At 36.6% G+C, this 11,977-nt stretch carries 11 protein-coding genes; all 11 read left to right on the forward strand.

Annotated features, from left to right (window positions below; all coding sequences use genetic code 11):
- Window positions 1-61: 61 nt before the first annotated feature.
- The 11 genes from P3U61_RS05440 to hemL all read left to right on the forward strand — a co-directional run bounded on the left by P3U61_RS05440 (window position 62) and on the right by hemL (window position 11,939).
- Window positions 62-673 carry an NUDIX domain-containing protein gene (locus P3U61_RS05440; RefSeq protein ID WP_014613696.1) on the forward strand — a complete coding sequence of 204 codons (612 nt, stop codon included), beginning with the start codon at window positions 62-64 and terminating at the stop codon, window positions 671-673.
- 9 nt (window positions 674-682) lie between these two features.
- Complete coding sequence (locus tag P3U61_RS05445; RefSeq protein ID WP_063284415.1) at window positions 683-1,606, forward strand: hypothetical protein; 924 nt, start codon at window positions 683-685, stop codon at window positions 1,604-1,606.
- 87 nt (window positions 1,607-1,693) lie between these two features.
- On the forward strand, window positions 1,694-3,010 hold the full coding sequence (gene tig / locus P3U61_RS05450) for a trigger factor (protein WP_014613698.1): 1,317 nt from the start codon (window positions 1,694-1,696) through the stop codon (window positions 3,008-3,010).
- A gap of 572 nt (window positions 3,011-3,582) precedes the next feature.
- On the forward strand, window positions 3,583-4,845 hold the full coding sequence (gene clpX, locus P3U61_RS05455) for an ATP-dependent protease ATP-binding subunit ClpX (RefSeq protein WP_065520469.1): 1,263 nt from the start codon (window positions 3,583-3,585) through the stop codon (window positions 4,843-4,845).
- Between the two features lie 236 nt (window positions 4,846-5,081).
- Window positions 5,082-5,678, forward strand: a complete 597-nt coding sequence (gene yihA, locus P3U61_RS05460; protein ID WP_014613700.1) for a ribosome biogenesis GTP-binding protein YihA/YsxC — start codon at window positions 5,082-5,084, stop codon at window positions 5,676-5,678.
- Between the two features lie 154 nt (window positions 5,679-5,832).
- Window positions 5,833-7,173: a glutamyl-tRNA reductase gene (gene hemA / locus P3U61_RS05465; protein WP_065520470.1), complete on the forward strand. Its 1,341-nt coding sequence runs from the start codon at window positions 5,833-5,835 to the stop codon at window positions 7,171-7,173.
- Between the two features lie 254 nt (window positions 7,174-7,427).
- Complete coding sequence (gene ccsA / locus P3U61_RS05470) at window positions 7,428-8,024, forward strand: cytochrome c biogenesis protein CcsA (protein ID WP_230314538.1); 597 nt, start codon at window positions 7,428-7,430, stop codon at window positions 8,022-8,024.
- A 25-nt stretch (window positions 8,025-8,049) separates the two neighbouring features.
- On the forward strand, window positions 8,050-8,979 hold the full coding sequence (gene hemC / locus P3U61_RS05475; protein ID WP_037542832.1) for a hydroxymethylbilane synthase: 930 nt from the start codon (window positions 8,050-8,052) through the stop codon (window positions 8,977-8,979).
- 3 nt (window positions 8,980-8,982) lie between these two features.
- The gene (locus P3U61_RS05480; protein ID WP_101457794.1) at window positions 8,983-9,660 is read left to right on the forward strand and encodes a uroporphyrinogen-III synthase; all 678 of its coding nucleotides are present in this window, start codon (window positions 8,983-8,985) and stop codon (window positions 9,658-9,660) included.
- Window positions 9,660-10,637: a porphobilinogen synthase gene (gene hemB / locus P3U61_RS05485; RefSeq protein ID WP_014613705.1), complete on the forward strand. Its 978-nt coding sequence runs from the start codon at window positions 9,660-9,662 to the stop codon at window positions 10,635-10,637. Before P3U61_RS05480 ends, hemB begins: the two co-directional genes overlap by 1 nt.
- A 63-nt stretch (window positions 10,638-10,700) precedes the next feature.
- Entirely contained in the window at window positions 10,701-11,939 is a 1,239-nt protein-coding gene (gene hemL, locus P3U61_RS05490; protein ID WP_404953330.1) for a glutamate-1-semialdehyde 2,1-aminomutase, read from the forward strand.
- The last annotated feature ends 38 nt before the right edge of the window (window positions 11,940-11,977 follow it).

Below are 11,977 nucleotides of genomic sequence, written 5' to 3' on the forward strand. Positions count from 1 at the left end.
TGACTTTACCATTATTCATTTCTTTTGTTACGATATAAAAAACGAATAAAAGGAGCTCACAATGTCAAAATTTGATGAACAAATTACTGTAGTCCCACGACGTTTGCTTTTTGAAGAAGAGGCGCTCGCATTCAATGGGTTTTTAGATCAATCTGAAGAGAAGGGTCAAAAAATTTATGAAAAGCTTTCTCAATATGAAGTGAAAAGACGTGGTGATATGGAAGAAGATCCTAGCTTCAAACAATTGATTAGTTATTGTTTAATTGAAAATGAGCATGATGAATTACTCGTCTATGAGCGATTATCAGGTGGTGGCGAGGCACGACTTCACGGCAATGCGTCTATCGGTGTAGGCGGACACATGAATGATGTTCCTGAAGCGCACCATATTGATGAAGTCATTAAAACAAATGCAAGTCGAGAACTTGAAGAGGAAATCGGTGTTAAAATTAACAATCAAACACCGCTTGAATTCATAGGCTTTATTAATGATGATCATAATGAAGTGGGTCAAGTTCATATCGGTGTCGTGTTTAAAGTGAAGGTTAAGCAACAAGATGTCGAAGTGCGTGAAACGGATACTTTAAAGATTCAGTGGCAACCATTAAGCCAAATTAGTGACACGAGCGCATTCGAATCGTGGAGCGCGTTAATATTAGAGCAGTTGAAATAGGTGAATGGCATGTCTGATATCATTCCATTTCCTAAGCTTAAAGAAAAGTTAATATATGATATTACAGAGGCATTCGACAAGGAACGTTATGAAGACGCTTATGATTATTTCATTGCGTATGAACGTCACTTTGAATTGACATCTGAACTTGCGCTTTTAAAATGTGATATATTGTGGCAACTTGGAGCTTACCTTGAATTAAAAGAAGAGGCGAACATTTTAATGATGCAAGGTTTTCCGCCATATGATACATTCATCGTGTATTACATTAAAAGTCTGTATGCATTAGAACAATATAAAGCGGCAGTTGAAATGGTGGACCAGGTTCTTGATGATGTCGTTGCACATGAAACGCGTATGACTTTATTACCTATTAAAAATCAAGCACAATCCAAACTGGACGAACGCCAAGATTATATGTTGCATCGATTACAACGGTTTACTGAGCTGAGTCATTATGATCAAACGCAATTAGTACTCACATTAATTGATGATCGTGTCTATCAGTACAGTGAAACGATTGCTTATTTGTTAGTTCATGAGTCAATCGTTTCAAGTGTTCAAAGTTTGATGTTAGAATATTTACGTTTTGCTGGATACAATCAAGGCATCACCATAGAGAAAGATTTTCGTCAAATTCAAGTGATACCCGCTGAACTTGTAGGAATTGAACAAACAGCCTTTAAAGATCGATTGTTGCCTGCAGTGATTGATGCTTTAGAAGTGGAGATACCTTCACTTGTTCAAGAAGCCTATATTTTACTTAATACAAATAATATTGCACTTTATCCTGTAAATATCCTAGACTATGGAACTGTAGAGATGTGGCGTGATGCTTATGTTGCATATTTCCATCAGTTAATGGGGGAGGAAGTCAATGTGGATTCATTATATGTAGAGATATTTAAACTCATAAAATCGTTAAATACATAGGTCTCATTATTTCAAAGAAGGTCAACCTATGTTATAATAAAGAAGTTGAAAAATTTTAAAAATGATAAATCATGGAGGTTTTTATACATGACAGCAACTTGGGAAAAAAAAGAAGGTAACGAAGGATTATTACAAGTATCCGTACCTGCAGAAGAAGTAGATAAAGCATTAGATCAAGCTTTCAAAAAAGTAGTCAAACAACTTAACGTACCTGGTTTCCGTAAAGGGAAAGTACCTCGTCAAATTTTCGAACAACGTTTTGGTGTAGAAGCTTTATATCAAGATGCAGTAGACATCTTATTACCAAAAGCATACAGTGAAGCTGTACAAGAAACAGGTATTAATCCAGTTGATCAACCTGAAATTGAAGTAACACAAATCGAAAAAGGCCAACCATTCACTTTTGATGCAACTGTAATCGTTGAACCTGAAGTACAATTAGGTGACTACAAAGGCTTAGAAATCGAAAAACAAAACACTGAAGTGACTGAAGACGAATTCAACAAAGCAGTAGAACAACGTCTTGACGCTATGACTGATATGGTCGTTAAAGAAGACGGTCAAGTTGAAGAAGGCGACACAGTTAACTTAGACTTCGATGGCTATGTTGATGGTGAGCAATTCGAAGGTGGTCAAGCTGAAGGATATGACTTGGAAATCGGTTCAGGTATGTTCATCCCAGGTTTTGAAGAGCAACTTGTAGGCTTAAAAGTTGGGGAAGAAAAAGAAGTTGAAGTGACATTCCCAGAAGAATACCATGCAGAAGAATTAGCTGGAAAACCTGCTGTATTTAAAACAAAAATTAACGAAATCAAAGCAAAAGAAGTACCAGAATTAGATGATGAGCTTGCGAGTGAATTAGATTCTAATGCAAACAATGTAGAGGAATTCAAAGCAAACTTACGTCAACAACTTGAAGAGCAAAAGAAAACTGACGCTGAAAATGCGCAAAAAGAAGAAGCGATTACTTTAGCAACTGACAATGCGACAATCGATATTCCAGAAGCTATGGTACGTACAGAACAAGATCGCATGATGAGCGAATTTGCACAACGTATTCAACAACAAGGTTTAGACTTAAACACTTACTTCCAGATTTCAGGTCAATCAGAAGATGATTTACGTGAACAAATGAAAGAAGATGCTGAGTTACGTGTGAAAACAAACTTAACATTAGCTGCCATTGCAGATGCAGAAAATATCGAAGTGACTGATGAAGATGTTGACAAAGAGCTTGAAACAATGAGCGAACAATTCAACATCTCTGTTGAAGATATTAAGAAAACACTTGGCAACACTGATCTTGTTAAAAATGATGTTCGTGTGAAAAAAGTTATTAACTTATTAGTAGACGAAGCGAAATTAGTTGAAAGCACTTCAGAAGATAACAAAGAAGAAGCATAAGCACGCATATCTTATTGATGCGTCGTATTGAAAACTTTCATTACAAATTTGAATGATAAAATTTAATGAAGGTTAATCAGTGGGACCGCACATCAACTTCAGGTGATGTGCGGTCCCACTAACACAACTCTCAATGAACCGTTTCAACAAATTTTAATATGATGTGAAATCAACCGGGGTGGGTTGTTGTACTCAAATGATGCCATTTGACAACAACCGCACTCCGCTTAGTATTTATGACAACATCTGTTCAAACAGTTGCGTTAATGAATTTTGCAAATGATTTGATTTTTATGTCGCTAGCACTTAGTATATTAACGGCAAGCTTGGGGAATTTCATTCAGCAACTTTGAGTGTATTTTGTTGGATGAAGCGTTGGTATGAAACTTTATGAAGACACTACGAATAAAAATAGATGAGAAACAGAAGTTGAGGATGACTTTTACTGGGGCCACAATATCACACATCTGTTGTGTTTTATTGTGCAAAATGCAAAAAACTTGAAATGGTCTATATTTGCGTAATAGAATGCTTTCTAGTATAGTCGTAAAAGAACAGGGGTGTAATAAAGTATGTTTAAATTCAATGATGATGAAGAAAACTTAAAATGTTCTTTCTGTGGTAAAGATCAAGACCAAGTTAAAAAATTGGTAGCAGGTAGTGGTGTTTATATTTGTAACGAATGTATTGAGCTATGTGCTGAAATCGTTGAAGAAGAATTAAATCAACAACAAGCAGAAGAACTCACTGAATTACCAACACCAAAAGAAATTATGGATCAATTAAACAGCTATGTTATCGGCCAAGAAAAAGCGAAGAAATCATTGGCAGTTGCTGTATACAATCACTACAAACGTGTTCAACAACTTGGGCCTAAAGATGACGGCGTTGAATTACAAAAAAGTAACGTCGCTTTAATTGGGCCGACAGGTAGTGGTAAAACATTACTCGCACAAACATTGGCACGTACGTTAAATGTGCCGTTTGCCATTGCCGATGCAACTAGCCTTACAGAAGCAGGTTATGTCGGCGAAGACGTTGAAAACATTTTATTACGTTTAATCCAAGCTGCTGATTTTGATATTGATAAAGCAGAAAAAGGGATTATTTATGTCGATGAGATTGACAAAATTGCACGTAAATCAGAAAACACATCCATCACACGTGATGTTTCAGGTGAAGGTGTGCAACAAGCATTGCTTAAAATTTTAGAAGGTACAACAGCTAGTGTGCCGCCTCAAGGTGGACGTAAACACCCTAACCAAGAATTTATTCAAATTGATACAACAAATATTTTATTTATTCTTGGCGGTGCGTTTGACGGTATAAATGAAGTGATTAAACGTCGTCTTGGTGAAAAAGTAATCGGTTTTGCGAGCAATGAAGCTTCTAATTTCGATGAAGCAAGTTTATTAGAGCAAATCCGTCCAGAAGACCTACAAACTTATGGCTTAATTCCTGAGTTTATCGGACGTGTACCAATCGTTGCAAACCTTGAAACATTAGATGTTGAAGCGTTGAAAAACATTTTAACACAACCTAAAAATGCGTTGGTTAAACAGTACACTAAAATGCTTGAATTAGATGATGTAGCTTTAGAATTTACTGATGAAGCATTAGCTGCAATTAGTGAAAAAGCAATCGAAAGAAAAACAGGAGCACGTGGTTTACGCTCGATTATTGAGGAAGCATTGATTGATATTATGTATGATATTCCTTCTACAGAAAACGTTGCTAAAGTTGTCATTACAAAAGAAACAATTGTAAATGAGACAGAGCCTGAACTGTACGATGCGGAAGGTAACCTTGTGAATACAACAAAAACATCTGCTTAAAATCATGTTTCAGTAATCGAATGGATAAGTATGCTTAATTTTAAAAAGGCTGGGTTTCATAATCAGGTCAGATTATGGCTCGGCTTTTTTATTTCGCTTTAGTATAAATATCCAACATGTAAAAATATAAATAATCATTATTTCGATAAAGAGAAACCGTACATTTGTTGAAAAGCTTTGAGCAATTAAGGTAATCTAAAAAGAGTATGATGATACATAAACGAGGTGTAAAACTGATGAATATCAACCCAAATGAAGTAGACATTCTAATTAGTGCTGTTAAACCAGAGCAATACCCAGAGTTAGATTTGCCTGAAGTTGCATTAAGTGGTCGCTCAAATGTTGGAAAATCAACATTTATTAACAGTATGATTGGGCGAAAAAATATGGCGAGAACGTCTCAACAGCCCGGCAAAACGCAAACTTTAAACTTTTTTAATATTGATAACCAATTGATTTTTGTCGATGTTCCAGGTTATGGTTATGCGAAGGTAAGTAAAAAGCAACGTGAAGCTTTTGGTAAAATGATCGAAACTTATATTACAACACGAGAAGCATTAAAACTCGTGATTCAATTAGTCGATTTACGCCATCCGCCAACTGAAGATGATGTGTTAATGTATGACTTTTTGAAGTATTACGACATTCCGACACTCATTATCGCAACGAAAGAAGATAAAATCCCTAAAGGTAAAGTGCAAAAGCATATTAAAATCATTAAAGAAAAATTGGAGTTAGAATCCGGCGATCAAATTATCAGTTACTCATCAATTGAGAAAAAGAAACAAGATCAAATCTGGGCAGCCATTAGTGCGTTCATTGCTGAAGAATAACCTATTATCAACAGATGAAAATCATGCACGACTACAATTATGACAAAAATTTGGAAGGATGATTAAAAATCTTAACATGATTATGCATTTTTAATTAGAATGACTCTAATCTGTGTTATAATGTAGTCATTGTAGAATATATGGGGGCATAAGCATGTACTTAATAGCAGTTAGTGTGAATCATCGAACAGCTGATGTAGCATGTCGTGAAAAACTTTCATTTCAAGAAGAAAATTTGACACACGTACATGAAGCGTTGTTCGAGACAAAATCTATTTTAGAAAACGTGATTTTATCAACGTGTAACCGTACTGAAGTGTATGCGGTAGTTGACCAAATTCATACGGGACGTTACTATATTCAAAGATTTTTGGCGCGACAATTTAATTTTGAATTAGATGATATCAAGGCGATGTCTGAAGTGAAAACCGAAGACGAAGCAATTGAACATCTATTCAGAGTTACAGCAGGCTTAGACTCAATCGTATTAGGTGAAACACAAATTTTAGGTCAAATGAGAGATGCGTTTTTCACAGCACAAGCAGCAGGAACAACAGGTACTATTTTTAATGAACTGTTCAAACAAGCAATCACATTTAGTAAAAAAGCACATCATGAAACAGATATTGCTAATAATACAATTAGTGTGTCTTACGGTGCGGTTGAACTTGCGAAAAAAATGTTCGGTAAAATGAATAAAAAACAAGCATTAGTCATTGGTGCGGGCGAAATGGCAGAATTAGCTGTTTTAAACTTAAAAGGTGCTGGCGTGCGTCACATTACAGTCATTAACCGTACATTATCACGCGCACAAGCATTAGCAGATCAACATGGTGTACAAGTTGGAGAGTGGGCATCACTAGGGGAAGCCATTGTTTCAGCGGATATCGTGATCAGTTCAACAAGTGCAGAACAATTTATCATTACAAAAGAGATGTTAGAAATGTGTCAAAGTGTTGCAAAATCATCTCAAAAAGTCATGATTGATATTGCTGTACCAAGAGATATTGAACCTGTCGACGTTTCACATTCAGAGTTGTTTATTTATGACGTAGATGATTTAAAAGGTCTCGTTGATGCCAACTTGCGTGAACGTCAACTTGCAGCAGAACAAATTGCATCACGTATTCCAACAGAAATTGATAAACATAATGAATGGGTGCGTATGCTTGGTGTCATTCCGGTCATTCGTGCGTTACGTGAAAAAGCAATGCAAATCCAACAAGATACGATGGATAGTATTACTCGAAAATTACCAAATATGTCAGAGCGCGAACGAAAAGTGATTTCTAAGCATACGAAGAGCATCATTAATCAAATGCTAAAAGATCCGATCAAACAAGCGAAAGAGATTAGTGATGATAAGCATGCGGATGCGAAGTTAGCACTATTCCAAGAAATTTTTGATTTAGAAGTTGAAGCAGATTATAAAACACAAGCGATTAAAAAGAAAAAATCTGTGTTGAAAGAAAGATTATTAAGTATAGAAACTTAAAGAACGGTGATGCTATGGAAGAAGCGTTTTTCATACGTTTTCATGAAGTCATTTTATTGATTTATTTAGTCAGTATGGTGTGTTTGATAATAGATGTATTTCAAAAGAATTATCGTCTACAAAATATAGGGTTCTATGCTTTAGGGATTGTTTGGTTTTGTCAAACAATCTCTTTAACTATGTTTATTATATGGCAAAAGCAACTCCCTTTAACCTCTTTAATCGAGAGTTTTTACGTATTAACGTGGTTGATTTTGACGATTACTTTTGTGATGTCCGTGTTGCGTCAGTCTGAGTTTATGATCGCCTTTTTGAATGTGATTGGGTTTGTCTTTATGACGATTCACACGTTCCACCCGCGACAATTTAAATTGGACGGTGCACGACTCACGGCTTTGAATGAATTACTGTTTTTCCACATTTCACTCGCATTGTTGAGTTATGTGGTTTTCGCAGTTGCGTTTGTAAATGCGATTATTTATTTAATACAATATCGAAATTTAAAAGAAAAGCGATTTACGCAAAATTTCTTTAGAATGAGCAGTATCGCAACACTTGAAAAGTTAGTGTTTTACAGTTCTTTGATTGGTGTCATATTTATGTTCATTAGTCTCGTGCTAGGAATTCAATGGGGTATGGTATCGATTGGCTATGATATCTTTTTAGACTTGAAAGTGATCTCGTCAATTATTATTTTTATTGCCTATTCTATTTTTATTACATTACGATTGACGCGTCGTTTTAAACAGTCATTTTTAATGAATTTAAATATCATGTTATTTTTATGCTGTATGATCAATTTAGTTGTGGTGACTCAATTATCAACATTTCACCAATGGACCGGAGTTTAAATTATTTTAATTGGAGGAAAGCACTATGCGTAAACTTATCGTCGGCTCAAGAAGAAGTCAGCTCGCATTGACTCAAAGCCAACAATTTATTGATCGTTTAAAAGAAGTTGATCCTACTTTAGATATCGAAATTAAAGAAATTGTAACAAAAGGGGATCAAATTGTGGATCGTCAATTATCTAAAGTCGGTGGTAAAGGGTTATTCGTGAAAGAAATACAAAACGAACTCTTTAGCCGAGACATCGATATGGCCATTCATTCATTAAAAGACGTTCCAAGCGAATTACCTGAAGGCCTCACTTTAGGGTGTATTCCAGACCGTGAAAATCCATTTGATGCTTTCATTTCAAAAAATCATATTCCGTTGGACGAACTTCCTGATGGTAGTATTATCGGAACAAGTTCATTAAGACGTGGTGCACAGATTTTAGCGAAGTATCCGAACCTAGAAATCAAATGGATAAGAGGGAATATTGACACACGTTTGAAAAAGCTAGAAACAGAAGATTACGATGCGATTATTTTAGCGGCAGCAGGTTTGAAACGCATGGGTTGGTCTGATGACATAGTGACAACATATTTAGATGAAGACTTACTCGTACCGGCTATTGGCCAAGGTGCACTTGGTATCGAATGTCGTGCAGATGATGATGAATTGTTAGCATTACTTGCAAAAGTACATAATGAAGACGTGGCGGCATGTGTCACTGCAGAGCGCACGTTTTTAAAAGAAATGAATGGGAGTTGTCAAGTCCCTATCGGGGGCTATGCAACCCGTAAAAATGATACAGAGATTCAATTTACGGGTTTGATTATGTCTCCAGATGGTAAACAAAGATTTGAGTACACATTTTCAGGTCAAGATCCAATACAAGTCGGTAGCGAAGTGAGTCGTGTTCTTAAATCTCAAGGTGCGGATAAGATTATTCAAGCTTTAAATGAGAAAGAGGTGTAAATGATGAAGCCTATTATAGTGATGACCCAAACCAAGCGTTATAATGATCAGCGCGCTGAAATCGTTCATCTTCCATTTGTGACGACTGAACCACTTCCTTTTGATCAATCAGTGCTAGGTCGTCACTATGATTGGCTTGTTTTTACATCTCAAAATGCCGTTACGCATTTTCAACCTTATTTAAAGTTGTTAAATTTTAATAGATTAGCGGTCATTGGCGAGAAAACGAAAGCATTTTGTGAATCACAAGGGTTGCGAGTGGATTTCTTCCCAGCAGATTACTCACAAGAAGGATTTCTCGATGCATTCCCCACACAACAAGGGCAGCATATTTTGATTCCATCCAGTCAACGCGCACGGCCATTACTGCAAGAAGTGTTGCAAGTACGTGGTTTCAATGTTGAAAAAATTGATTTGTATACTTCATGTTTTTTATTGGAAAATGTGAAAGAAGCCAAAGCACGTATCGAAACAGGTCAAGTGGATGCATTGACGTTTGCGAGTGCTTCTGCTGTCAAGGCGTTTTTTCACGATGATACGTCTTTAAATTTCGACTCGTATTATGCAATTGGTCAACAAACAGCACGACAGATTCAAGATTACGGCTATTCATGTTCTATTGCTGACATTCAAACTTTAGAATCAATGGTGACAAAAATTTTAGAAGAGAGGGTTCAATAATGCAATTCGATAGACATAGACGATTACGTTCATCAAAAGTGATGCGTGATATGGTAAGAGAAACACATGTGAGAAAAGAAGATTTGATTTATCCTATTTTTGTTGTAGAGAAAGATGATGTCAAAGCAGAAATCAAATCATTACCAGGCGTATATCAAATCAGCTTAAACCTACTACATGAAGAATTGAAAGCGGCATATGATTTAGGGATTCGTGCCATTATGTTCTTTGGAATTCCGAATGAAAAAGATGCATGTGGGACCGGCGCATTTATTGAAGATGGCATCATTCAAAAAGCAACACGTTTGGCAAAGTCCATGTATAATGATTTATTAATTCTTGCCGATACATGTTTATGTGAATATACGGATCATGGTCATTGTGGTGTGATTGACACACATACACATGATGTCGATAATGATAAAACATTGCCTTTACTTGTTCAAACAGCTGTTTCTCAAGTGAAGGCGGGCGCAGATATTATTGCTCCTAGTAATATGATGGATGGATTTGTGGCAGCAATTCGCCAAGGTTTAGATGAAGCAGGATACTACCATATTCCAATTATGAGTTACGGGATTAAATATGCGTCAAGCTTCTTCGGCCCATTCCGTGATGCAGCGGAATCCGCACCATCATTTGGTGATAGAAAAACGTATCAAATGGACCCAGCGAACCGTCTTGAAGCGTTACGAGAGTTAGAATCTGATCTTAACGAAGGGGCAGATATGATGATTGTCAAGCCAGCGTTAAGTTATCTTGATATTATTCGTGATGTACGTAACAATAGCAACGTACCGATTATTGCTTATAATGTGAGTGGTGAGTACAGCATGACAAAAGCAGCAGCATTAAATGGTTGGATAGATGAAGAAAAAGTTGTGATGGAGCAAATGATTTCTATGAAACGCGCAGGAGCAGATATGATCATCACTTACTTTGCGAAAGACATTTGTCAATATTTAGATCAACAATAATAGGAGGCGGCAATATTGCGTTATAACGAATCAATTAAAGCATTTGAAAAAGCAGAACAACTGATGCCTGGAGGTGTGAACAGCCCTGTACGTGCATTTAAATCAGTAGACACACCAGCGATTTTTATGTCACGTGGTGAAGGAAGCCGTATTTATGATATTGACGGAAATGAATATATCGACTATGTGCTCAGTTGGGGACCGCTTATTTTAGGTCATCGTGATTCTAAAGTAATTGAAGCGATTCATGATGTTGTCGAACGTGGTACAAGCTTTGGCGCATCAACATTAGAAGAAAACCGTTTGGCTGAATTAGTGATTGAACGTGTGCCTTCCATTGAAAAAGTGCGGATGGTGTCATCAGGAACAGAGGCAACATTAGATACATTACGATTAGCACGTGGTTATACTGGCAAAAATAAAATCATTAAATTTGAAGGTAACTATCACGGTCATAGTGATTCGTTATTAATTAAAGCCGGCTCAGGAGTTGCAACGTTAGGTTTGCCAGATTCACCTGGTGTTCCAGAAGGTACGGCGAAAAATACAATTACGGTGCCTTATAACGATCTTGAAGCGGTGAAATACGCATTTGAAGAGTTTGGTGATGATATCGCAGCGGTCATTGTAGAGCCAGTCTCAGGAAACATGGGTGTCGTACCACCGATTAACAACTTCTTACAAGGGTTACGCGACATTACGAAAGAAAATGACGCTTTACTTATTTTTGATGAAGTGATGACAGGTTTTCGCGTAGGTTACAATTGTGCACAAGGCTACTTTAACGTCATTCCTGATTTAACGTGTCTAGGCAAAGTGATTGGCGGCGGTCTACCTGTTGGTGCTTTCGGTGGGCGTAAAGAAATTATGGATCATATTGCACCAAGCGGCGATATTTATCAAGCAGGTACATTATCAGGTAATCCGCTTGCAATGACGAGTGGTTATATGACTTTAAGCCAATTAACACCAGAAAGCTATGATTACTTTAATGAACTTGGTGATATGTTAGAAGAAGGTTTAACTGAAATCTTCGCCAAACATCAAGTGCCGTTAACAGTAAATCGAGCAGGTTCGATGATTGGATTCTTCTTAAATGAAGGGCCAGTCACAAACTTTAAAGAGGCAAATCAATCTGATCTAGAATTATTTGGTCAATTGTATCGTGAACTTGCTGAACAAGGTATTTTCTTGCCACCATCACAATTTGAAGGTATGTTTTTATCGACAGCACATACAAAAGAAGACATTGAAAAAACATTGCATGCTTTCGATGTTGCGTTAGAACGTCTCGGAAAATAATTAAATACAACTTAGATGAGGTGGGGATTGATGTGGTC

The organism is Staphylococcus pseudintermedius (assembly GCF_034042775.1).
GTDB classification, from domain to species: Bacteria; Bacillota; Bacilli; order Staphylococcales; family Staphylococcaceae; genus Staphylococcus; species Staphylococcus pseudintermedius.

What these genes read in the sequence shown, in the direction of transcription:
- P3U61_RS05440 (WP_014613696.1), top strand. Translation starts at nt 62, where the DNA reads ATGTCAAAATTTGATGAACAAATTACTGTAGTCCCACGACGTTTGCTT.
- P3U61_RS05445 (WP_063284415.1), top strand. Translation starts at nt 683, where the DNA reads ATGTCTGATATCATTCCATTTCCTAAGCTTAAAGAAAAGTTAATATAT.
- tig (WP_014613698.1), top strand. Translation starts at nt 1,694, where the DNA reads ATGACAGCAACTTGGGAAAAAAAAGAAGGTAACGAAGGATTATTACAA.
- clpX (WP_065520469.1), top strand. Translation starts at nt 3,583, where the DNA reads ATGTTTAAATTCAATGATGATGAAGAAAACTTAAAATGTTCTTTCTGT.
- yihA (WP_014613700.1), top strand. Translation starts at nt 5,082, where the DNA reads ATGAATATCAACCCAAATGAAGTAGACATTCTAATTAGTGCTGTTAAA.
- hemA (WP_065520470.1), top strand. Translation starts at nt 5,833, where the DNA reads ATGTACTTAATAGCAGTTAGTGTGAATCATCGAACAGCTGATGTAGCA.
- hemC (WP_037542832.1), top strand. Translation starts at nt 8,050, where the DNA reads ATGCGTAAACTTATCGTCGGCTCAAGAAGAAGTCAGCTCGCATTGACT.
- P3U61_RS05480 (WP_101457794.1), top strand. Translation starts at nt 8,983, where the DNA reads ATGAAGCCTATTATAGTGATGACCCAAACCAAGCGTTATAATGATCAG.
- hemB (WP_014613705.1), top strand. Translation starts at nt 9,660, where the DNA reads ATGCAATTCGATAGACATAGACGATTACGTTCATCAAAAGTGATGCGT.
- hemL (WP_404953330.1), top strand. Translation starts at nt 10,701, where the DNA reads ATGCCTGGAGGTGTGAACAGCCCTGTACGTGCATTTAAATCAGTAGAC.